General features: G+C 65.3%; 20 protein-coding genes and 2 pseudogenes. 12 read left to right on the top strand and 10 right to left on the bottom strand.

Annotation, left to right across the window (positions count from 1 at the left end; genetic code table 11):
- The 4 genes and pseudogenes from ACSW7Y_RS07670 to ACSW7Y_RS07655 form a co-directional block, all read left to right on the top strand.
- On the top strand, positions 1 to 537 hold a 537-nt coding region (locus ACSW7Y_RS07670), incomplete at its 5' end, for a hypothetical protein (protein WP_438125713.1).
- Positions 530 to 2,167 carry an AIPR family protein gene (locus ACSW7Y_RS07665; RefSeq protein ID WP_438125712.1) on the top strand — a complete coding sequence of 546 codons (1,638 nt, stop codon included), beginning with the start codon at positions 530 to 532 and terminating at the stop codon, positions 2,165 to 2,167. The genes ACSW7Y_RS07670 and ACSW7Y_RS07665, both read left to right, overlap by 8 nt.
- A gap of 10 nt (positions 2,168 to 2,177) precedes the next feature.
- The gene (locus tag ACSW7Y_RS07660; RefSeq protein WP_438125711.1) at positions 2,178 to 2,897 is read left to right on the top strand and encodes a caspase family protein; all 720 of its coding nucleotides are present in this window, start codon (positions 2,178 to 2,180) and stop codon (positions 2,895 to 2,897) included.
- Positions 2,898 to 3,374: 477 nt separating this feature from the next.
- Positions 3,375 to 3,640, top strand: a pseudogene (locus tag ACSW7Y_RS07655) (L-arabinose isomerase); the annotation flags it as partial.
- A 1,274-nt stretch (positions 3,641 to 4,914) separates the two neighbouring features.
- Here the strand turns inward: ACSW7Y_RS07655 and ACSW7Y_RS07650 are convergent.
- Complete coding sequence (locus tag ACSW7Y_RS07650; RefSeq protein ID WP_438125710.1) at positions 4,915 to 5,244, bottom strand: hypothetical protein; 330 nt, start codon at positions 5,242 to 5,244, stop codon at positions 4,915 to 4,917.
- A gap of 275 nt (positions 5,245 to 5,519) precedes the next feature.
- Here ACSW7Y_RS07650 and ACSW7Y_RS07645 point away from each other — a divergent pair, with 275 nt between their 5' ends.
- Together ACSW7Y_RS07645 and ACSW7Y_RS07640 are read left to right on the top strand one after the other, a co-directional pair.
- The gene (locus tag ACSW7Y_RS07645) at positions 5,520 to 6,149 is read left to right on the top strand and encodes a hypothetical protein (RefSeq protein ID WP_438125709.1); all 630 of its coding nucleotides are present in this window, start codon (positions 5,520 to 5,522) and stop codon (positions 6,147 to 6,149) included.
- Positions 6,150 to 6,373: 224 nt separating this feature from the next.
- Positions 6,374 to 6,517: pseudogene (locus ACSW7Y_RS07640) on the top strand (GNAT family N-acetyltransferase); the annotation flags it as partial.
- A 195-nt stretch (positions 6,518 to 6,712) separates the two neighbouring features.
- Here ACSW7Y_RS07640 and ACSW7Y_RS07635 read toward each other — a convergent pair.
- The 6 genes from ACSW7Y_RS07635 to ACSW7Y_RS07610 are packed head-to-tail and all read right to left on the bottom strand — an operon-like array spanning position 6,713 to position 10,749.
- The gene (locus ACSW7Y_RS07635) at positions 6,713 to 7,738 is read right to left on the bottom strand and encodes a hypothetical protein (protein ID WP_438125708.1); all 1,026 of its coding nucleotides are present in this window, start codon (positions 7,736 to 7,738) and stop codon (positions 6,713 to 6,715) included.
- Positions 7,739 to 7,740: 2 nt separating this feature from the next.
- On the bottom strand, positions 7,741 to 7,986 hold the full coding sequence (locus ACSW7Y_RS07630) for a hypothetical protein (RefSeq protein ID WP_438125707.1): 246 nt from the start codon (positions 7,984 to 7,986) through the stop codon (positions 7,741 to 7,743).
- The gene (locus ACSW7Y_RS07625; protein WP_438125706.1) at positions 7,983 to 8,852 is read right to left on the bottom strand and encodes an antitoxin VbhA family protein; all 870 of its coding nucleotides are present in this window, start codon (positions 8,850 to 8,852) and stop codon (positions 7,983 to 7,985) included. Before ACSW7Y_RS07625 ends, ACSW7Y_RS07630 begins: the two co-directional genes overlap by 4 nt.
- Before the next feature lie 35 nt (positions 8,853 to 8,887).
- A complete protein-coding gene (locus ACSW7Y_RS07620) occupies positions 8,888 to 9,166 on the bottom strand; it encodes a hypothetical protein (protein ID WP_438125705.1) in 279 nt (92 codons plus the stop codon).
- Between the two features lie 13 nt (positions 9,167 to 9,179).
- The gene (locus tag ACSW7Y_RS07615) at positions 9,180 to 10,193 is read right to left on the bottom strand and encodes a hypothetical protein (RefSeq protein ID WP_438125704.1); all 1,014 of its coding nucleotides are present in this window, start codon (positions 10,191 to 10,193) and stop codon (positions 9,180 to 9,182) included.
- The gene (locus ACSW7Y_RS07610; RefSeq protein WP_438125703.1) at positions 10,186 to 10,749 is read right to left on the bottom strand and encodes a hypothetical protein; all 564 of its coding nucleotides are present in this window, start codon (positions 10,747 to 10,749) and stop codon (positions 10,186 to 10,188) included. The genes ACSW7Y_RS07615 and ACSW7Y_RS07610 overlap by 8 nt, the downstream gene beginning before the upstream one ends.
- A 442-nt stretch (positions 10,750 to 11,191) precedes the next feature.
- Between ACSW7Y_RS07610 and ACSW7Y_RS07605 the strand changes: the two genes are divergently transcribed.
- The gene (locus ACSW7Y_RS07605; RefSeq protein ID WP_438125702.1) at positions 11,192 to 11,584 is read left to right on the top strand and encodes a helix-turn-helix domain-containing protein; all 393 of its coding nucleotides are present in this window, start codon (positions 11,192 to 11,194) and stop codon (positions 11,582 to 11,584) included.
- Positions 11,585 to 11,775: 191 nt separating this feature from the next.
- Here ACSW7Y_RS07605 and ACSW7Y_RS07600 read toward each other — a convergent pair whose 3' ends face one another.
- Positions 11,776 to 14,259, bottom strand: a complete 2,484-nt coding sequence (locus ACSW7Y_RS07600; protein ID WP_438125714.1) for a tyrosine-type recombinase/integrase — start codon at positions 14,257 to 14,259, stop codon at positions 11,776 to 11,778.
- On the bottom strand, positions 14,259 to 15,413 hold the full coding sequence (locus tag ACSW7Y_RS07595) for a tyrosine-type recombinase/integrase (RefSeq protein ID WP_438125701.1): 1,155 nt from the start codon (positions 15,411 to 15,413) through the stop codon (positions 14,259 to 14,261). The genes ACSW7Y_RS07600 and ACSW7Y_RS07595 overlap by 1 nt, the downstream gene beginning before the upstream one ends.
- On the opposite strand from ACSW7Y_RS07595, the gene ACSW7Y_RS07590 reads away from it, so the two are divergent.
- Both ACSW7Y_RS07590 and ACSW7Y_RS07585 read left to right on the top strand, forming a co-directional pair.
- On the top strand, positions 15,403 to 16,413 hold the full coding sequence (locus ACSW7Y_RS07590; RefSeq protein WP_438125700.1) for an ATP-dependent DNA ligase: 1,011 nt from the start codon (positions 15,403 to 15,405) through the stop codon (positions 16,411 to 16,413). The genes ACSW7Y_RS07595 and ACSW7Y_RS07590 overlap by 11 nt on opposite strands.
- Positions 16,414 to 16,490: 77 nt before the next feature.
- Positions 16,491 to 16,628, top strand: coding sequence for a hypothetical protein (locus tag ACSW7Y_RS07585; protein ID WP_412880367.1), 138 nt, complete (start codon positions 16,491 to 16,493; stop codon positions 16,626 to 16,628).
- Here ACSW7Y_RS07585 and ligD read toward each other — a convergent pair.
- Positions 16,625 to 17,653 (bottom strand): non-homologous end-joining DNA ligase, encoded by a 1,029-nt coding sequence (gene ligD, locus ACSW7Y_RS07580; protein WP_438125699.1) that lies wholly within the window; start codon positions 17,651 to 17,653, stop codon positions 16,625 to 16,627. The two genes, ACSW7Y_RS07585 and ligD, sit on opposite strands and share 4 nt — an antisense overlap.
- A 52-nt stretch (positions 17,654 to 17,705) precedes the next feature.
- Between ligD and ACSW7Y_RS07575 the strand changes: the two genes are divergently transcribed.
- The 3 genes from ACSW7Y_RS07575 to ACSW7Y_RS07565 all read left to right on the top strand — a co-directional run bounded on the left by ACSW7Y_RS07575 (position 17,706) and on the right by ACSW7Y_RS07565 (position 20,591).
- The gene (locus tag ACSW7Y_RS07575) at positions 17,706 to 18,563 is read left to right on the top strand and encodes a DUF429 domain-containing protein (protein ID WP_438125698.1); all 858 of its coding nucleotides are present in this window, start codon (positions 17,706 to 17,708) and stop codon (positions 18,561 to 18,563) included.
- The gene (locus tag ACSW7Y_RS07570; protein WP_438125697.1) at positions 18,560 to 19,762 is read left to right on the top strand and encodes a glycosyltransferase; all 1,203 of its coding nucleotides are present in this window, start codon (positions 18,560 to 18,562) and stop codon (positions 19,760 to 19,762) included. Before ACSW7Y_RS07575 ends, ACSW7Y_RS07570 begins: the two co-directional genes overlap by 4 nt.
- Positions 19,763 to 19,913: 151 nt before the next feature.
- Positions 19,914 to 20,591 (top strand): uracil-DNA glycosylase, encoded by a 678-nt coding sequence (locus ACSW7Y_RS07565; protein ID WP_438125696.1) that lies wholly within the window; start codon positions 19,914 to 19,916, stop codon positions 20,589 to 20,591.
- Positions 20,592 to 20,715: the final 124 nt, after the last annotated feature.

The following is a 20,715-nucleotide window of genomic DNA, read 5'->3' as shown; positions in this document are numbered from 1 at the left end:
GACATTGCTTGGCCAGCGCGCGACGCCAAGCTGCTCCGTAGCCCCGTGATTTGCTGCGAGGCGAAACTAACCGGTGCGCCGGGAGTTCAGGGCGGGAAACCGCGCGGAGGTTTGGCTGATTGGTCCAACCGACGGAAAGAACTCAAGTTTCAGGCAGCAGACTTGAAACTTGCAGGGAACCGGGAAAGCACGAGCATTCACAACTGGAACGCCTGGCGGAAGCGCGCAGACCCGCGTGTTTTCATCGTCTGGGCAGCTCGGCTGGAGGATCCGAAGCAATTGGGTGGCGAGCAGGCGCAGTTCAAGAGGATGATTCGCGAGGCGCAAAACTTGACTGCGACGTATTCCGACGGCGTTGGGATTTACGCCTTCAAGCCAACCGAAACTGGCTACGAACCCCTATCAGCACCCTTCGACGCCGCGTCGCGGGTCACCACTCTTGACGAGATGCTGAATGAAATCGCGGGAGAGATAAAGGATCACATGGAGTACGCGCGCTCCCTTGAAACCACCACTGGAGGGATGATTCATGAATAGAACCGATCCACGTTTAGAGGCCGTGCTCGACCCGATCAAATCCGAAGGAGTGGAATCGGAAGATGAACGGCTTCTGCTTTGGTTGATTCGAACCTTGTATGACGTGAGTGCGGCGGACAGCTACGCTTCGATCTTACGCGCTGACGAAGATATGCCGGAGACCCTTCGCGACGTAGACGCTGCTGTTGTATCTACCAGCCGAGAACTGCTGACTCCGGTTTACGTCCTACTAGCGGACGACCCGAAGACGCTGATCAGCCGGGCGAAGCGAGTAGTGGCGGCACTCAACGACGAACCGGATGCTGAGCGGAAGCTATCGCGACGCTCGGCGCAGCTCCGTTCAGTATTCGAGGACGCACTTTCCAGTCGCCTTGAGGTGAGTCGGGTGCTGAATTGCATCTGCCGAGCCCCTCTCACCACTGCTCAAGCTAACCAACTGCGGCGCTTGGTCAAGGACACTTCTATAGAGATAGAGGTTCACGACATTGGTTACCTCAATTCACTGGCAGCGGCCGAACTACAAGGTGCGGCGTGGGTGCCCGAAGTCCAGATCGATGTCCCGCCCGAGGGTGTGCTCAACCTAACACTGAAAAGTGGACGGGGATTGATGGTACCGGTGAGCGCGACTGCCGTCGCGCGGTGGCCTGGCATTGAGGATCGAACGCTGTTCGACTTGAATGTGCGTCACGCTCTTGGTAAGAATAGGGTTCGGCGATCTTTGGATGAAGCGCTGTCCGACGCGGAGGCAGCTGCCGACTTCATTGCCTACCACAATGGGATAACGGCAGTCTGCCGATCATACGAAGTCGGCAAGGATCAGGTGCGTGTCGAGAGGTTGTCGGTCGTTAACGGTGCCCAATCTGTGGTTGCAGTGCACGCTAACGCGGAACGACTCGATCCTGAGATCAAGATTCTGTTGAAGCTCGTCGAAGCGCCTTATGATTCCAAACTGTCTCGCAACATTGCCATCAGAAGTAACACTCAGAACCCGGTAACGTCTCGAAATCTCCGCGCGCTTGACCCGGTGCAGTTGCGACTGGAGCGCGAGGTCGCTGAATTCGGGTATGTATATGTTGTACGTCCCGACTCCCAAACTTCGTCGACCGATCGTCTCATCCAGAATGATGATACCGCCCAGCTTCTTTGCTCGACCTACGTGAGGAAACCCGCCCTTGCGGTAAAGCGACAGGTGCTCTTCGAGCTTCCGCAGTACAGCGAGATTTTCTCTCCAGCTACGACGGGCGCACGGGTCGTCTTCGTATACCTGCTACGTAAAGCGGTAGAGGAAGTGAAAGAGACCGTGCCCGCGGACTATCGCAGGGCATGGGCACTGACGTCTCTGACGCTTGTGTGGATGACAAGCGAGGCCATGCGCAGCGATCCGCGCGCGTCCACCATCCTGCTGGAACCGGACGCACATGTGAGAAACCCGCAGGAGCTTGAAGCAACTTTGGGCCGATTCGCCGGCGCGGCGTGCACAGTCCTCATCGAACGCCATCGAAGGTTCGAGGAAACGGGGGATGACGACGACTTCAAAGTTGAGTTCAAGCAGACTCGAACTCTGACAGACTTGGGCGCTCGGGCAGTACGCAGCTGGCGCACTCTTCGGAAGGGCCTGCCGAATGAGTGACGAACCACGAGTGAAGGCCCTACTGATCGGGGTGGCCGGCTACAAGGGCGCTTTCCGGCCGTTGCCTTCCTGTGAGGAGAACGTAGAGACGCTCGCTGCCGCCCTGCGAGAGCACGGCGACGGCAGTGACAACTTCGAGGTGTCTGACCACGTAATCAAGGAAGGGCAGCCATGGGATTCAGGCGACCTCCTCGTCGAGGTGGACGACGCTCTTGCCGATTGTGATCACTTGCTTTTCTACTTCACCGGTCACGGAGCTATGAGCGAATTTGGGCTTCAGCTCGTAATGCCCGATAAGGAACATTCCTACGATCTTGGAATGTACTTCGACACGCTTCTGCACCGGTTCAACTCGGCTGATGTGCGAGAAATTACGGTAATCCTTGATTGTTGCTATTCGGGAGCTGCTGGCGACCATGTCTTCAAGGACGCGGAGAGGGCCCTGCGGTTCACCGCTCTCCGGGAGGGTGTAACGGTGCTGTCATCTTCCGGGCGCGATTTTGAGTCCTGGGTAACGGACGACGACTCGCCGTCCGTCTTCACGCAGTCCGTTTTGGACTGTTTACTTGAATCCACCGAGGACGTGCTCAACATCGTCGATGTATACAACTGGACGCGGCGTAACGTCGACACTCAGATTCCGGTACTGAGGACCTTCGGGTCGCGTTTCTCGCCGCTGCGGGCAGTTAACGAGGAAAAAAACCTGAGGTATCTCGACACGGTAGGGTAGTTTCACGGCATCAGCCCGCCACACCTCTGCCGGCACTGGCAAACGTCTCAGCTGCGTATACTCAGCGAATGGTTTCATGAAGTGGCCGAGTGGAGGCTGGCCGTAGTTCTCGGTCCCAGCGCGACGGTCGGCGTCCTTCTTTGGATGCCGACCGTTTCCGCGCCCCTTGGTTAGATCTGCGACGTCTTGCGAGGATTGTCAATCGAGGGCTGTTCAGATTTGCACTTGCTGAATGGGTATGGCAGCGATATCTCCTCCAGATTCACTGCCGCTCATGAGCCTTGGCACCGCAACCGAAAGATGCCCTTGGCTGCTCGGAGGTATCCGCGGACTTCCCAGAGCGCAAGCATGCCGATGTCGCGGCACGACAGCTCCCCGTCGTCGGGGAAGTCAGCTGGTTGCGGATTCGGTTGAACCGTGAGCTTGCCGGGGGTGAGGGTGGCGGTCTGGATGGTCCCAGTTCGGAAGGTCAAGCAGCTGCCCGGCCTCGCTGTCCAGCGGCTGATGGAGGACTACACGTACGACCTCGCCCCGGCGCGGAGACGATCCTCGGCGTGCACATGCTCGAGGTCTCTCCGACGCTCACCACCACGAAGCCGACGCTCGAGATCCGCCCGCTCGGCACCGGCGGCAAGGACGACCCGGTCCGCCTGGTCTTCACCGCCGACGCCGGCGAGGCCCCCGTGATCGCGCTCTCCGACACCCGTGACCGTTTGCGGTTCACCGCGAACGTCGTCGATGTCTCCCGTGCCCTCGAGCTAAGAAGCCTCGGGGTCTGGTTCTACGTGTGCATCGGGTCGCCAGGGTGCGGCCTCAGGGTCGAGCAGCGTCCAATCTGGTTCTTCGTCCAGAATCATGGTCCCGCGCATGTCAGCGAACTCGGGAAGGAGGTCCAGCCCGAGGTAAAGGCCGCACACGGCGCAGTCGAACTCCATCGGGACGCCGATGATTTCAAGTTCGCCAACGTCGCCACCCTGCACCGTCGGGAAAGTCGTGGTTCTACTATAGGAAATCCACCCCGCACGCCCGCAGGAGGGGCAAGCGTGCTCACGCGCCAGCTCCGGCATACGAGCGCGGGCACCTACCTCGAGCGCGGCGACGACTGCCGTACTCCCTGCAGCGTCAAGCCCCGCGGTCAGCTCATGGAATCGCGCACGGGCGCTCTCAACTCGCGCCTCGATGAGGCGTGCAACTGCCGACGCGGCTTCGTCACGAAGGTGCTGTACGGTCCCCGCGTACTGTTCCGGCCAGAACTCGCGACGATTCGGCTTGCTGACAAGCGAATCGAGGTTGTCAACAACTCGCACCAGGTGTTGAAGCAGCGCTGACGCTGCGCCATCTTGGGTGAGGCCGGCATGCACCGCGGCATTTCGATGCGAGGCGATCACTGTGGAGTCCTTCCTCACATCGTGGCTCGGGAACATGCGGTGGACGAGGTCGATTTTCCGATTCATATCAGCAGTGCGAAGCTCGCTCGGATCGATCGACCAGTCCCGGTTGTGCCGCGAAAGCATCAGCATCGACGGAACACTTTGGGGGGAAGCCAGCAGCACAGGGTCGATCGATGCGATCACCGCGGCGTGGAGGTACTCGGATGCTGCCCCGACAGCGACAGCCACGTCCCGGCCCGCGTCCCAGTCATCCTCGGAGTAGCGTTCCAATGCTCGCGTAGCTTCGCGCTGCGCGAAGGTGCGGAGGTTCCACACCCACTGGCCCGCGCGCACATCCGAAAGGGCCATTCGAGTCGCCGGCTCCCCCAGATCGGGGAAACGGGAATCGTTGGGGTTTCTGGAGGTCACTGCGCACCCTTCTGTTCCCAGGAAGACCGAACGCCAAGTCGGGCGGCGGTCTCGTTCAACTCATACTCGTGGGCACGAACCACGAGCGCACTATCCCAAGCGATGAGCGCTTGCAGGAGCAAGCTCGTCGCGACTTCGAGCAGAACCGACGCCATCGGGTGGGAAGCTGCCGGTCGGAACGTAACACCTACTGCGGTGTCTGCCGGGCCCGTGTACCGTTACGCGACCTCCGTGCCAGCGTGCGACAGCCACGTCACAATTCGGTAGAACTGATAGAGTTGCTCCTCCCTCTCGAGTGAAGCAATGCGCTGCTCGATGATCTCATGCTGAGGGCTTCTGCCTAGGTCCTCGATCATGGCCGTGAGCTCGCCGAGACGCGCCCATGACTGCTGGTTGCCGGCATCATCCCTCAGCAGAGCGTTGACGGCCTTCCGCCGCTGGTCAGCGCCGCCAGCCAAAAGTGTCGCCACCCGTCGGGCGTCACGAGCACCCACCCGGCTGTTGCAGTCCGCAGCGTGGGCGACCAGCCTGAGGATGATGATGGGCACTGAGTGGTGCGAGTCAGCCCGTACTTGAACGCGCCGGACGGTGTGATCGCTGTCCCACACTGCAACGGGCCGGCGCAGCTCTGCGCGATAAGCGATCACGGGCCGCTTTGGGTCTATGGCGAAACTCTGAGAGATCGGGTGAAAGGCGCCTCGATGGCCGATCACTGAAGGGCCGCGCGGCGACTCCTCCGACGGAGCCCACTCCTGTGGCCTGTACGAGAGGGACGCTCGTTCGGGGGTCGCGCGAGAGATCCTCCGCTTTATAGTCTCCGTACATGAGTAGATCTCTCGATGACTTCCAGGTGTCCCTTCAGCACACAGACAACTTGATGGCGGGCACGAAAACCGGCCGGGGAAAGCCGACAAGGCAGGAAGCCTCGATGTTCGTCGCTTCGGTCGCACTCACTTACGCCGCGTGGGAAGCGTACGTGGAGGACGTTGCAATCGAGGCGACCGAATTCCTCGCGAATCACACTGCCGAGGACCGAGTGCCGGAGAGTGCGCGTATGGCGATCGAGGACGGGAAGCCCACTGCTTGGCAGCTGACCGTTCACCCTGGTTGGCGGGCACTATGGGTCAAAGGCGTGAGGGCCCTCGCGAAAGGTGACGCGGATACTGGGCGTTTCGGCATGAACACTGCACGCGTCAAGCAGATCACGACGCTGTTTCTACCTGTCGGGCTGGACTTCATCAACGCTATTGAGAAAGCCGATCGCAGTGCCCTGGAGAAGCTCGTGAGCGCTCGGGGATCGGTCGTACACTCGGCAAGCGCGCCGGACAGTTTCAACAAGGGAGCAGCTAAGGGTTACCGGGACTTGGTGGCGCGCATGGCAAGCGCAGCTGACGAGCACCTTCGGCAGCAGGTTGAGCAGCTTACGGCTGTTTCGCCCTGGCCGAAGCCGTAGCGAGATAGGACACGCTACGGGAACGCGCTCGGGGCGACCTAGAGTCCATCGGGCGTCAATCACCGGCAGGCCCCAACCGGACGCCGTATCAGTACGGTGAGGCCTGACCGCGCGGTATGGTACCTCTGCCCAGACGGGGCGTGGATCGAGCGCGGCTGCATTCCTGGCTGAGTCAGCAGTCGTAATGGGCGCAGGAGCGTTCCCGTGAGACGCAGGACGCTGCCATTGACGGGTCGAGGAACTACGACGTCTACGACGAGGACACCGGTGAGCAGGTTGCCTACGCCCGAGTGGTGATTAGCGGCGCGACCTTCGCTTGGCTCTGCGACGTATTCGTTGCGACGGAAGTACGCGGGCGAGGAGTGGGTAAGATCCTCGTCACTGCGGTCATCAAGGACCTCGAACCGCTCGGCCTGAAGCGCACGCTCTTGCTGCCTCACCCGAGACGCAGTTTGGGTGGAAGCAGGTTGCGGCGAAACCAAGCTGGCTGCTTGGATGTGGCGCAGTTCGGTGAAGCACCGACGGCAGGTTGGTGCGACTCTGATCTGATCGGTGGCCCGCCGTCAGCTCGGCAGGTTGTGTCGCAGGTCGTACCCGGTATCGGCGAGGAACTGCAGCCGGTTCCGCATCTCCTCGAGGGATGCTGTGTCGTCGGCGTTGCGGTAGTCGGCGCAGAGGAGCGTGTTCGCGGTGATGATGTCGTCGGTACGGTCTGTGAATCCGGCGGCGGCTGAGGTGAGGAAGATCGTGCGGTCGGCGGGCCGAATGAGTTCGGTGCCGGAGAAGCCGATCGTGTCGGGTTCGAAGCCCAGCGCGGCCATGTCGACCTCCTCCTCGGTGAACGCGACCACCCGGTAGGGCATCTCGCGTCTGCTGATGGCGGGGTAGCCGGGACGGTCCGAGATGGCGCGACCGGAGATGCGGCATCCCGCTTCGATAAGCCGTTGTGCTTGCTCGATGAGCGGGAGGTCAGAGGTCCACCGTGTCCTGACGCCGCCTGGTCCTGGGTAGCAGGCGATCGCGAAGTCAACGAGCCCACCGACTTGCCGTGACTCCCACCCAATGTCGGTGCGGTGCACGCGTTTGCCGAGGCGTGCGAGGGCGTCGTCCACCTGTCCGGCCGTTAGCCCGGCCCGCACCAGCTTTTCGAAGGTGGCGCCGTTGACGGCGAGCATCCGCGCGACGGCGAACGTGACGTATATCGGTGCCGCGTCCTTCCAGCGCTCCTTCGTGCCGAGAGCTTGTCTGCCGTCAATCCAGACACGGCGTCGGTCGACGTCGACCAGCAGCACCGTCGCGGTCTGTTCCGCGAGCGCGATCTGCGTTGCGGTGACGGTCCTTGGAGCGAGGAGCAGCAGTTCGGCGTCATTCGGATCGTCGTTGCGGGGGCGTTGGGTGAGGGTGGGGAAGCGTGCTCGGCGTCCGTCGGCGAGGCGAATCGTGTCGTGCGACTCCACGACCGCACGAAGCCCCGCGAGCTTCAGAACAGAGAGAGTGTTGGTGAGGTCGATGGTGTCGCCGATCCCGTACGGCATCGTGATCTGCGGCCGGCCGGAGTAGGCGGCGTTGACCCACTGGAGCCCGGGCATCGTCAGCTGGCCTCGTTCGGGGTGTCGGGTTGTGTGAGGGCGATGAGCCAGCGCGTTTCTTCGAGGAACGGTTCCCACCCGGTGCGGGTGTCGCCGTGTACGGGTTCGCAGATGGTGCCGGTGCCGGTGCTGCGGATGACGACCTGCCGCAGCTCCGCATCTGGCGGGTCGCGGAAGAACACATGCCCGTGCACCCCGGTGACGTCGTAGGCGACGTTGAAGAGGAACAAGTCCGGCCGCCCGGTCATGGTCGCCACCGTCGTCCGCGGAACAGGGCGACGATCGTCGTCAACGGCCGACCTTCCCGCATCCACTCCGACGGCGTCAGGACTCGGTCGTCGACGGTGAGGAACTCCAGGGGCGTGGTCATGAACTCCGTCATCGCCGCCGCGTCGAGGAGCGGCTGCGGGGCTGCCGCGTAGAGGACGTCGAGACCAGGCAGCAGCGAGGACGGGTCACCGAACTCGGGGAGTGCGGGCTTCACGAGTTGCCAGTCGGGAATGCGTTCTTCACCGTCGAGGTCGAAGCTCGTCAGCCGGTTCGCTTCGAACAGCTCACCGACCTCCTCAATGCTGATCTGCAGCGCGGCAGCGACTTCCGGCTCGGTGAGGGTCGTGTTGAGCAGGTTCCGGCGAAGGCGGGCCTGTGTGGTCTGCCACCAGTCCTCGGGCACGTCCGCTGGGCCGACGGCACTGTGTTCGGGTTGGCGGGGGATCTGTCGGCCTTCATCCGCGTAGGCACTGAGTTGTTCACGGGTGACTTCCCCGCGGGCGTACATCCACAACTGCGACTGCCACGGCATGTCGTCCGGGAACCCTTCCAAGTAGCCCGAGTGGATCACCGCCCGTACGGCTTTCTCCCGCTTCGCGATCTCGGACGCGGGGATGAGGAGCGTCTGCACGATCCGGTTCGCTTCCCGCACCGCCGGCACGCTCAAGTCCGACAGGACCGTGTTGGTCCTGTCGTAGAGCTCATAACCGGGCTCGACGTCGACGGCACGGACGAGGACCTGCGCCAGGTGCGCGTCAGGGTTCTCCGTGTCCTCAAGGAGCACATGCCCCCAGAGGATCCGGTCGTTCGACAGGTGCAGAGACACCAGACGCATCATCAGCAACTACCTCCAAAGGGAACGGGCGTGAGTAGGGCGGGTCAGGGCTGCGGGAAGTCGGCGGTGGTGCGGCCGACGCGTCCGGGCGTGTACCGGAGGAGGAACCGCATGATGCGGTCCGCTTCGACCATCGCCGGCACCGACGTGTCTTGCCCGTCCGGGTCGACGTTGGTGAGGCGGAACCAGGGCGGCGCGTCGGCGTGGTCGATGAGGACCGTGGCGGGCTTGTCGTCGGGGTGGGCGGGGTCGGTGAACATGACGGACCCGAAAAACCGGGCGTCGTCGTACGCCAACGTCAGCGATAGCAGCTGCAAGGTCATCAGTGGCCTCTCGTTAGCGGCTGTTGGGGTGCCAGCGGAGGTCGTGGGCGAAGTCGGATCGGAAGTGCAGCAGCTGCCGCAACCCGTTCACCGCATCCGTGTTCGCGGCCACCCAACTGTCCTCGTAGAGGACATGTGAGGTGATGAAGTCGTCCGTGCAGCACCCCTCCGCGCCGGTCAGGACAGTGGTGGCCTGCGGGATGATGACCGACACCGTCGCCTCGTTCGCGGTGGCTGGCTCGTAGCCGAGCGCGGCCATGTCGGGATGCTGGGCGAAGAACGCCGTCAACCGGTCCGGTGGGACAAGCACGCCGGACTGCTGCGCCGCCCATCGGTCGGACATGACTCCACCCAGGCCGATGAGCTGGTCGGCTTGCGCGTCGATGGTGGTGTCGCGGCGCCAGCAGGTCCTGATTCCGCCGTAACCCGGATACGCCGCCAAAGCCCAGTCGCACAGGGCGGCCCGGTCGGCTGCTTCCCACCCAATCGGAGTGTGAAAGACGTTCGTCCCGAGAGCGGGCATCGCGGCTCGCACCTCTTCGAGTGGGATGCCGATGCGGTCCGCGATTGACTGCGAACCGCCGCCGTGGAGGGCGATGGTTCGGGCGATGGCAAATACGGTCCGCCACCCCGGTGTCGCGTCCCGCTCCATCGACGACCCGTACACCTGCCGCCCGTTCGCCCAGACGCGTTGCCGTTTCCCGTTCACGACCACCAAGTCCGGGTACCGGCGGACGAGCGAGAGGACGCCCCCTTCCGACCCGCCGGGCAGCACGATGAGATCCTCGGCCCGTTCGGCCGGGGTGCCGTCGTCGTTGATCGTCGCGGTCGGATTCGGGGTGGCCAGGAACCCGGACCGGCCGTCCTCGAACCGGAGCCGGTCGAACGCCTCCACACGAGCGGGCATGCCCGCCGTTTCGAGAGCGACCAGCGTCTGCGTGATGTCGATTGTCCAGCCGAGCCCGAACGGCAACGACAGGATCGTCTGCTGGTGTCGGATGTCCTGCACCCACTGCCGGTCACTCATCAGCGCTGACCCCACCCGGCGATGACGGCCGGCGCGCATCGCTGCCAGCGAGCCGCGGGTCGTCTTCGGAGAGCCGCTCGAGGCCGAGGCCGGATGCGTCGAGGATGGCGTTCTCGGACTCTTCGGTGGCGACGAACGACCCGATCTGTGCGTTGATCGCGACGAGCGTCCCGATCCGACTCCGCGCATCCAACACCACCGCCGCGACCTCCTCAGCCGTGCAGTCGGACGTCAGCTCCGGCTTCGACGGATGCAGTGCGGGGAACTCCAGCTGCTGCACCGGCGGATGCCACTTCACCCCGATACGCAGCACACGGTCATCGATGACGTTGCGGTAGAAGATCGACCCGAACGGATGGCCCTGATCGAGGGTGAGGTCCGCGCCGTAGAGCGTCCACCCTTCGGCGGCGTAGGCCGGATCCCAACGCTGGACGGTGAGAGCACCGAGCCCCATCTTCAAGCCCGGGATCAGCGCCTGGCCGTCCTGCAATTCGGCGTAGAGGGCCTGGAGGTCCGGGGGTGGTCCGCCTCTGAAAGTCGAGATCGGGAGCCGCACCAGCCCGCGCTCTGGACCGCGGTCTGTAGCCTGATTCACCGCCGCTCCCCTGCTTCGACCCGCGAAAGCCGAGCCGCCCCGGGAAGCGGTTCGACGCGAGCTACGGGTAGACCTTCAACGGTCAGCACCACATGCCCATGCCCATGCACGAGCAGGACCCACTCCACGGGATGCGCGCCGAAATCCGTCGCGTCGACATATCGCACAGGAACGTCGTCCGGAGTGCCTTCTCTCGTCATGACGCATCCGCGAAGACAACCAGTCCGACGCGGGGACGCAGAGGCCCCCTCGTTAGCGTGTCTGGGTGAGGCTTATTGGCGGCGGCAACGTACCGTCCGGGATCCCGAGCGCCGCGGAACTCTCCGGGACAAGCCAGCGGTGCACAAGCGATACCCCGCGGTCCTGCGGCGCACACCGCTTCCAAGGGGGTCGTTCGAGCGCCATGCCGACACATAGATGCGGCGCTCACCCTGGTCTCAGCACGTCTTGCCATGTCCGACAAGATAGCGAACATTTGTTCACTGCGCTCTGGCAGTTTGCACGGCAGCGTCGTACTGTGCCAGACCGCAGCGAGCCGAACCTCTCGGCCCTTCGCCTGGCCGTGCAGCGAGCTCGGCATGACGCAGGCCTGACCTGGGACGAACTTGCTGCCCGATCAGGGTTGCAGCGCCGAAGCGTCCAGTACCTCGTGTCAGGTGAACGAGTCGGGACACTGACGGCCTGGTGGAAGCTCGCACGTGGGCTCGACCTGCGCTTTGGCGAACTGATGGAGTCGCTCGACGCACCGGGGCAAGGGCCTGCTTCGGATGATGTTCGTCCCAGCGAAGGTCGATGAAAGGGAAGCGGAGCGGCTGGGACACTGTGCGGTGCCCCGGGAACGCTGCCCCTGAGATCGCGAGCGCCGATATGAGTGAAGATCAGATACTGACTTCCGACAAGATCAGTCAGTCAAGGTAGCCGGTCGGTAGAAGCGCTCGACAGCCCCACGGGAGACCGATTCTCTGACTCCAAGGGCCGCAGAATCATTCAGGACAGCACTTCACTGGGCGGGCTTCCGTTAGTGATGATGTCGCGGACCTCGACCTGTCTCCGCCGCAGATGTTTCAGACTGTCCTCCAGGCCGGCTACCTCACCCAACCAGACCTTCTCGCGAGCCTCGACAATGCGGTCCTCATGGTTGAGCACCATTTCGTCGATCCTAGGCGCGGCGGCCGCATCGACGCGAAGGTATTGGCACTTCGCGCACGCATGTTCGTGGATACAAGGCGTTGCGTAGGGCCGGAAGCAGTCTCCGAGGGCAACCTTCCGTAGCAGGAAGTGTTCTTCAAACTCCTTCCACTCCTCTGCTGATGCCTCCCGGTATTCATCTGGAGGGCGAAGCGCTCGTCGATGTTCGATGAACTTTTGGTGCGCCGCAATTACGTGCTCGGGGAAGACCGCTGTATACCCGCGAGTTGTTTCGAGATTGAGGTGGCCCATCAAACTTGCCACAATGTGCATGGGCAGCCCGGCCGCCACAAGCTCGGTGGCAAAGAGTCGTCGGAAGTCGTGGGGTGTGAAGTGGATGGGTTGCCCATTGTCAGTGATGCCAGCCCAAGCAGCAAGCTCGAGTAACCGCTCGCGGATGTAATTCGGCGAGTAAACGGTTTGTCCTCCGCCGTGTCTGCGAGCGAAAAGATGCGGGAGCGCCTCGCCGTACGTACGTTCGATGTGATCGTATCGGACACTCAGGGGAACCGTAGTTCCTGCGCCACGCGCTCGGCGCTGGACTGCGACCAGAGTCTGAACCAACTCCGGCGTCATAGGGATTAGCCGTTCACGATCATTCTTCGAAGGCACAATGTGCAGCAACGGCACGACAGTGCCAGTGGACTGAGCTTTGTAGTGGCGAATTGAGAGCTGAGTGAGTTCTTGCAGCTCCTCGGAGCGGACACCGGTCTCCTTCAGTACCTCGACGAAAGCCCACCCCCAGAAGCTGTCGGCTTCCTTGGATGTGACGTCGACCCGTTGCCCTACTTCACCGAATTGGCACCCCTCCGGGCCCACCGCGATGAGATCTGCCCATATGTTCGACCGTCCGGGTCCCTTAGCAGGCGGGTCATGTCGACGGAACGTAGCTCCGCCAACCTCGTACTCCTGCCCGTGGGTATGCTCCTGGGTCACTTTCAGCAATTCCGCTCCCGCTAGGCGTCGCTCACGCGCTGCCTCTCGGAGCGCGGGCAGCAGGGGCGCCAAGCTCCGCGTTCGGTCCTGAATCTTCGACCGGACTCGACGACGGCGCTTCGACTCGGCACGCGACTCGGACCGGGGCAGCGGCGAGGGAGCCACCCAGAACGACCACCGCTCGGGCTCCTCATGAGACCACTCGGCCAGATCTCGATACAAGCCCCTGACAGCGAAGTACACCGACGACTTGTCCTCGCGAGCAGAGCCGTCGAGCTTGAATCCCACGCGCTCCCGCCATCGGAGAGCTACGTCTGGAGCCAGTCGCAAGTTCGCCTGGTCCGGATTGATGGTGACCACCTCCCGCCAGAACAGTCGAACTAGGCGGTACGCCAAACTCTCGAGCGAGCCGTAGTCCATGTTGGGCTTGAGCTCGCTGAGGTAGTCGATCAGTAAGTCGCGGACCCCGTTCTTTGGAATCCCGTAGCGATCGACTAGGTGCTCGACCGAGAGCTGCCTGTTGTTGAGGGCGCGCGCCCAAGCCACCTTCAAGGTGGGTGCCGCATCTTTGAGTGGCCCAAGCTCGACCATCAATTGCCAGGCGAGTGTCTCGCCGGACCTGCTTCGCCGTACTTTTGAGAGTTGGGCGTACTCAAGCAGGTCATCCGCAGTCAACTCAGAAAGCAGCTTCGCGTTACGCAAGATCATCTTCGACAAGGCGAGGTTCGCCAGATACCGGGCATGAGGGCTCGCTGACCGGTAGTTCTCAAACGACCAGATCTGCTCCGCTACCGCAGGCTCGTCGAATCGCAGAAACACGCCACTCCCAGCACCCGTCTTCCACGACGACGAATTCTGCATCCATTCATAAGACGGTCGGATGAGACGGGAGGTTACAGCTATCGAGACTCCGCCTGCCGCCTCACTACGACGCGTCCCAAGTCGCTCCGCCAACGTACCGATGCCTTGCCGGGGCGCAGCATCGAGGCCGCTAGCAATCCACCGTTCGCTCCAGGTGTCGCCCTCGAACTGCATGAGCCAGTCGAGAAACAGGCGGGCGTTCCGGTGCCGTGCTCGCGCCACCTGCTTCTCGAGGTTGAGGACGTCGGTCGAGGTTGTCACCCACCCCAGCGCCACGTCGACACCCGAGGTCTCTCGTTCCGCGAATCGGTTAGTCGGGTCAAAGACTGATGGAACACCGCCGTCGAACAGACCTCTGGGCAAAACCTTCCCACTCGTCCCGAAGAGGGTGTCGGCCGCGATCCGTTGCAGCGCTTGCGTCCGCGCAAGTGTTTCGGCTGCCGCGATCTGGGCGGGGGTACGCAGGTCGTGCCCCGAGGTCTTCATCACTCGTCAAAGCCCAACAGCTCACGGACAGCATCAGCGTCATAGCTCGGCCCCACCGTCGGGGGCGGAGGTGCCGGACGTGAATAGTGAGCGAGCATGGCTTGCACCAGGTCCTCCACTCGGGGCTGTGTGTATATCGTCGTTGTATTGACATTGGCGTGTCGAAGAGTTGCTGCAACCTTCGCGAGGTCATAAGCCGGATCGTTGATCATTCGTTCTGCTGCCGTGTGGCGCAGCGCGTGTAGCGTCCAGTCTGAACCGATGTCTCGTTGAAGGCGTTGAAACATGCGTAACGCCGCGTCGTATTGCAGCGGTCGTCTATTCTTCGGCGCGAGTGTCCACCAGACGGGTTGACCAGGCTTGATTGGTTGGCCATCCTTCATGTAGACATCCAGCCACATGAATGCATCGGGGCTGGCAGGCACGGTGTCGCGGGCACCAGTGCCCTTACTCGTGACCGTGATCGTGTTCATCCCGAAGTCGTAGTCTCCATGTCGCAGGTCGAGGAGTTCTCGCGCTCGAACGCCAGTGCTGAGCCAGAACGACAGCAGTGCTCGATCCCGGTTGTTCCGCGCTGCTGCAAACAGTTTGCTGACCGCATCGTCCGGAATGGCCTTCCACTGGGGCCGCGGCGTCTTTTGACGGTACTTGCCACGTCGGCTGACACGGAACGGTTCATCGGGCACTTGATGAGCGTTCGGACTACCTCCACGTTGACGAGGAACTGGATTGACGAGCGGCCCCTCGCCGCGCTCAAGAACAAATTCGTAGAAGCTAGACACAACGGACAGGGCGTGATTGATTGACGCCGATGCATGCCCGGTAGACGACTTTCGTTTTCCTGTGACCTGGTTGGTCGTCGACGGACCGGAGTGCGCACGCCGTAGAGCTGCGGCCGTTGCAGTGATTTGCATCATCTCGACGAAATCGCGGACATCAACTCGCTCCGCACGATCCCACTGTCGACCGCGCTCGTGGAGGAATCGAAACCACTTCAGTAGGTCATAGGCGTAGCTGCGAATGGTTCCTGCCGTATTTTGACTCGCGGCCAGGTCTCGCAGGTACAACGTCACCGTCGGCTGCTCAGCCTCAGGAAAGATCAGCCTGTACCGAGGAGCAGTCGGCACCTCGACCACGCGTCCGATGGCGTTCATCTCTGCACCTTCCCATGTTCCGGCAACAGCGGCTAGAGGTGTTCAGTTAACATGGCGCGGCATCGTGACGATCGACGGCGACCACGTCGAGATCGGCAGCCGTGGTGCGAAGCCCCTCACCCGGTACTTCCCCGAGCTCGTCGAGGCGTTCCGGGCGCAGCTCGGCGGGCGGGACCACCCCGTGGTGCTCGACGGCGAGGTCGTCCTCAGATCGGGCGAACCCGGTTCGGAGCACCTCGACTGGGACGCCCTCTCGCAGCGGATCCACCCCGCGGAGTCCCGCATCGCGAAGCTGAGCGAGGAGACGCCGGCGCAGTTCGTGGCGTTCGACCTCCTCGCGGTCGATGGTGAGGACCTCCTCGACCGGCCGTTCGACGAGCGCCGCGAACGGCTCCAACAGCTCGGCGCGGACCTGAGCGACCCGCTCTTCGTCACCCGCACCACACTCGACGTCGACCTCGCCCGCGAGTGGTTCACCACGTTCGAGGGCGCCGGCCTCGACGGCGTCGTCGCGAAGCCCCGCGCGCGACCGTACGAGCCGGGCAAGCGGACGATGCTCAAGGTCAAGCACCACCGGACGGCCGACGTCGTCGCGATCGGCTACCGCGTCCACAAGAGCGGGCACGGGGTCGGCTCGCTGCTCGTCGGCCTCTTCGACGCCGACGGGGAACTCCGGCAGGTCGGCGGGGTGTCCGCCTTCTCCGACAAGCGTCGAGTCGAGCTGGTCGAGGAGCTCAACCCGGTGGTCGTCAAGGACGCGGACGGAAGGCCCGTCACCGGCGACGGGGAACGATCGCGCTTCTCGTCGGGTCGCGACACCTCCTTCGTGCGGCTCGAGCCGACCCGGGTGCTCGAGGTGCGCTACGACCAGATGGAGGGCGACCGCTTCCGGCACACCGTGCAGTTCGAGCGGTGGCGTCCGGACCGTGACCCGGAGTCGTGCGGCTACGACCAGCTCGACGTGCCCGTCGCCTGGGATCTGCGAGCAGTGCTCGAGTAGGACTTGCCCTGTCCGATTCTCGCTCCTATGCTCGACTTAGTTAGGCTACCTAGTAACCTCGGGGCAGGGAGGACACCATGGTCATCGACGGCATCAGCGAGACGCACCGCGGCACCTGGTCGCGCCTGACGCGGCTCAACACGGCGAGTGTGAGCTTGCCGATGCGGACGACGCGGGTGGACGACAGCGCCCCCGTGGTCGACGAGCGCAACTAGCCAGCCGCCGACTTCTTCGCTCGCGACGGCTGCACGCGCGGCGGCTCCCCGGGCATCTTCGGGAAGTCCGGTGGGAACGGCAGTTCACCCTCGCCGCGCTCGAGGTCGCGCTCCCACCACGTCAGCAGTGGTCCGACGTCGCCCGGCTCGGCGTGCATCGACTCCCACGGGTCCCCGTGCTCGCGCAGCCGGTCCGGCACCGAGCGCACCGTGAACGCCGTGGGATCGACGGTGTCGAGCTCCTCCCACGTGATCGGTGTCGACACGCTCGCGTGCGGCAGCGCCCGGGGGCTGTAGGCGCCGGCCATCGTCCGGTCGCGGTTCGCCTGGTTGAAGTCCACGAAGACCCGCTGGCCGCGTTCCTCCTTCCACCACGCGGTCGTCACCCGGTCCGGCATCCGCCGCTCCAGCTCCCGGGCGGCGGCGATCACGGCGTGGCGGACGTCGAGGAACTCGTACTCGGGCCGCACCGGCGCGAACACGTGCAGCCCCCGGTTGCCGCTCGTCTTGATCCAGGCGGTCAGGCCGACCTCGGCGAGCACCTTCCGGAGCTCGTGCGCGACCGGGACGGTGTCGCGGAAGTCCGTCCCCGGCTGGGGGTCGAGATCGATGCGGAGCTGGTCGGGGTGGTCGGGGTCCTCCGCACGGGAGGCCCACGGGTGGAAGACGACCGTGTTCATCTGCGCCGCCCACACGGCGACCGCCGGCTCGTCGATCACGAGCTGGGGGTGCCTGCGACCGCTCGGGTAGGTGACCTCGACGTCGCGGACGTACTCGGGGGCACCCTTCGGCGGGTTCTTCGAAAAGAAGTCCTCGCCGTCGACGCCGCCCGGGAACCGCTGCAGTGAGATCGGCCGGTCGCCGTTCGCCCGGACGAAGGCGTCCCCGACCGCGACGAGGTACTCCGCGAGCTCGAGCTTCGTGATGCCCGCCTCGGACCACAGCACGCGCGAGGGGCTGCTGATCCGGACCTCCCGGTCGCCGTCCGGGCCCGGGACCGTCAGCATCGTCGCCTCGCTCGCCATGCAGCGGACCGTACACGGGCATCCCTGCCCCTGCTCCGAGCAGGATGGGACCGTGACGGCGTACCTCGGAGTGGACCTGGCGTGGGGACTCGGTTCGGAGCGGAAGCCTGCGAACGAGACCGGGCTCGTGGCGATGGCGGCGGACGGCACGGTCACCGACGCCGGCTGGGCCCGCGGGGTCGACGCCGTGACCGACTGGGTCGCGGAGCACCTCGGTCCCCGGACGCTCATCGCCGTCGACGCCTCCCTCGTCGTGACGAACGCCACCGGCATCCGCGAGGCCGAGCGGCAGGTCGGGCAGCGCTACGGCCGGTGGAAGGTCGCGGCGAACCCGACGAACCTCGCGTCCGCGGCGAGCGCCGGCTCCCGGCTGCTGGACCGGCTGACGGCGCTCGGCGTCGGGTACGTGGACAGCACGGCGGCGATGCGGGAGCGGACGGGTCCGGCGGTGTTCGAGTGCTACCCCTACACGACGCTCGTCGGGGTCGAGGAGCTCGGGCACGACGACGAGCGCCCCCGGTACAAGCGGCTCGACACGACGATCCCGCCGGCCGAGGCCCGCGCACGCCGGGCGAACGCGTTCGACGCGCTCGTGCACCGGCTCCGCACGACGCCGCTCGACCCGCCGCTCCCGCTCGATTCACACCCGCTGACGGCCGGGCTCGCCGAACCCTCCGGGCTGCACGGGCCGACGCACAAGCACCGGGAAGACCTGCTCGACGGTGCCCTGTGCGCCTGGACGGCCGCGTTCTGGGAGCGGCACGGCGACGGACGGGTGCAGGTGCTGGGACGCGATCCGGGCCTCCCGGTCGACCCGGCGGAGCCGCCGGACGAGGCGGGCCGCCGCCCCGTCGTGGTGGCGCCGGCCCGCGCGTCCCAGCGGCGCGCCGTCGGTAGGCTGGACCGGTGACGACGACCACCGATCCCCTGCGCATCGGGCTGGTGTCGCTGCACACCTCCCCCGGCGACGAGCCCGGTTCCGGTGAGGTCGGCGGCATGAACGTCGTCGTGCGCCACCAGGCCGAGGCGCTGGCCGACCGCGGCCACCACGTCGAGATCGTGACCCGGCGCTCGTCGCCGACGCAACCGGACTCGGTGTCGCTCGTGCCGGGCGTGTGCCTGCGGTTCCTGTCCGCGGGGCCGGCGGCGCCGGTGCCGAAGGGCGAGCACGACGCGTTCATCGAGCCGTTCCGCGAGGGCCTCACCCACCTCGGTCCGTACGACGTCCTGCACTCGCACCACTGGTTCTCCGGCGTCGCGGCGCTGCCGGTCGCGCACGAGCGCGGTATCCCCCACGTGCAGTCCTTCCACTCGATCGCTGCCGCCTCGGACACCCCGCTGTCCGAGGGTGAGCGGCCGGAGTCCGCGGGCCGTCCCGCCGGCGAGCAGCTGCTCGCTCGGGAGTCCGACGCGGTCGTCGTGGTGGCGTCGGCCGAGGCGGAGACCGTGCGCGACCGGCTCGGTGGCGATGCCGGCCGGGTCTGGATCGTCCCGCCGGGGGTCGACGGTTCGGTGTTCCGTCCGGCAGCGGCGGGCGCCCGGCGCGCGGACGTCCCGTACGTGGTCGCCGCGGCGCGCGTCCAACCGTTGAAGGGGCTGGACCTGGCGATCGAGGCGATCGCGGGCATCGACCGGGAGGCCCGTCCCACCCTCGTCATCGCGGGCGACGCCTCGAGCGAGGCGGGCGACTACGTGGCGGAGCTGCGTCGGCTCGCGTCCGAGCGCGGCATCGCCGACCGCGTCACGTTCGTCGGTCCGCAGTCGCGGGCCGACCTCGCGTTCCTGTTCCGCGGCGCGGCAGCCGTGCTCGTGCCGTCGCACTCGGAGACGTACGGGCTCGTCGCGCTCGAGGGCTCGGCGTCCGGGGTGCCCGTCGTCGCCGCCGCTGCCGGGGGTCTGCGCGAGGCCGTGGTCGACGGCGAGACCGGGGTCGTGCTCGAGTCCCGCGACCCGGACGTCTGGGCAGCGGAGATCGCGCGCATCCTGACCGACTCCGGGTACGCGGCGGCGCTGGCGGCTGCGGGGCGGGAGCACGCGGAGCGACTGAGCTGGGAGCGCTCGGCGGCCGGTCTCGAGCAGGTGTACCGCCGGGTCCTCGGGCGGGCGTAGTCCTCGTGGGTGGGGGTGCGGGGGCGGGTTCGCGGCGAGCGCGCGTTGTCGCTCGGTGCGAGGTTGCGCGCATCGTGCGAGGCCCGGACCACCGCACCATGCGCACAACCTCGCACGCTCCTGCAGGCGCCTCGCACGGTGCGAGGTGCTCGTGAGCGCCGACGAGGGCGGCAGCGGGGTGTTCGGCGCGTTCTGGGCGGCGCTCGATGCGGTGCCGGTGGCCCGGGACGCCGAGTCGCTCTACGACCCGTCGTCGCCCGACGGGAAGCTCAGACGTGCGAACCTGACCACGTACCTCGACACCGTGGGGCGCTCGGCGACGATGCTGCTCGTCGCCGAGGCTCCCGGGTGGCGCGGCATGACGAACACGGGCGTGCCGTTCACGAGCATGCGGGAGCTCGGGCCGGAGTACCTCGTGCCGCCGGAGCCCACCGCCCCGTGGGAGGCGTCGTCGCGGGTGGTGCAGGCGGTCCTCGCGGAGTGGAGCGGGCCGCTACCGCTGGCGTGGGCGGTGTTCCCGCACCACCCGTTCGCTGCGCCGGACCGGCTGACGAACCGGACGCCGCGTCCGGCCGAGGTCCGCGAGGGAGCGCCCGTCGCGCTCGCGCTGCTCGATGCCCTGCGGACGCTGCGGGCCGAAGACGCTCGCACCGGCACCGGCACCGGCACCGGTACCGTCGCCGATGTCCGCGTCGTGGCGGTCGGGCGGAAAGCCCAGGGAGCGTTGGCGCTCGCGGGCATCGACGCCGTCGCCGTGCGGCACCCGGCGCAGGGCGGGGCGGCGCAGTTCACGGCCGAGATGCGGGCGCTCCGAGACCGCGACGGCTGACCCACCCCGCGACCGCGGCGCATGACGCGCTGCGGCTCGAGTCGCGCCCCCGGGCGAACAACGCGCCCCGACACGACGGGGCGCGACATCCGTGCGGGGGCGCGAACCGAACACGGTGCGGGGC

This window comes from Curtobacterium flaccumfaciens (genome assembly GCF_051548005.1).
Lineage (GTDB): Bacteria > Actinomycetota > Actinomycetes > Actinomycetales > Microbacteriaceae > Curtobacterium.
This window is presented reverse-complemented; position numbering and strand designations above follow the sequence as displayed.

What these genes read in the sequence shown, in the direction of transcription:
- ACSW7Y_RS07665 (WP_438125712.1), top strand. Translation starts at nt 530, where the DNA reads ATGAATAGAACCGATCCACGTTTAGAGGCCGTGCTCGACCCGATCAAA.
- ACSW7Y_RS07645 (WP_438125709.1), top strand. Translation starts at nt 5,520, where the DNA reads ATGAGTAGATCTCTCGATGACTTCCAGGTGTCCCTTCAGCACACAGAC.
- ACSW7Y_RS07635 (WP_438125708.1), bottom strand. Translation starts at nt 7,738, where the DNA reads ATGCCCGGGCTCCAGTGGGTCAACGCCGCCTACTCCGGCCGGCCGCAG.
- ACSW7Y_RS07630 (WP_438125707.1), bottom strand. Translation starts at nt 7,986, where the DNA reads ATGACCGGGCGGCCGGACTTGTTCCTCTTCAACGTCGCCTACGACGTC.
- ACSW7Y_RS07620 (WP_438125705.1), bottom strand. Translation starts at nt 9,166, where the DNA reads ATGACCTTGCAGCTGCTATCGCTGACGTTGGCGTACGACGACGCCCGG.
- ACSW7Y_RS07615 (WP_438125704.1), bottom strand. Translation starts at nt 10,193, where the DNA reads ATGAGTGACCGGCAGTGGGTGCAGGACATCCGACACCAGCAGACGATC.
- ACSW7Y_RS07605 (WP_438125702.1), top strand. Translation starts at nt 11,192, where the DNA reads ATGCCGACACATAGATGCGGCGCTCACCCTGGTCTCAGCACGTCTTGC.
- ACSW7Y_RS07600 (WP_438125714.1), bottom strand. Translation starts at nt 14,259, where the DNA reads ATGAAGACCTCGGGGCACGACCTGCGTACCCCCGCCCAGATCGCGGCA.
- ACSW7Y_RS07590 (WP_438125700.1), top strand. Translation starts at nt 15,403, where the DNA reads ATGGCGTTCATCTCTGCACCTTCCCATGTTCCGGCAACAGCGGCTAGA.
- ACSW7Y_RS07595 (WP_438125701.1), bottom strand. Translation starts at nt 15,413, where the DNA reads ATGAACGCCATCGGACGCGTGGTCGAGGTGCCGACTGCTCCTCGGTAC.
- ACSW7Y_RS07585 (WP_412880367.1), top strand. Translation starts at nt 16,491, where the DNA reads ATGGTCATCGACGGCATCAGCGAGACGCACCGCGGCACCTGGTCGCGC.
- ligD (WP_438125699.1), bottom strand. Translation starts at nt 17,653, where the DNA reads ATGGCGAGCGAGGCGACGATGCTGACGGTCCCGGGCCCGGACGGCGAC.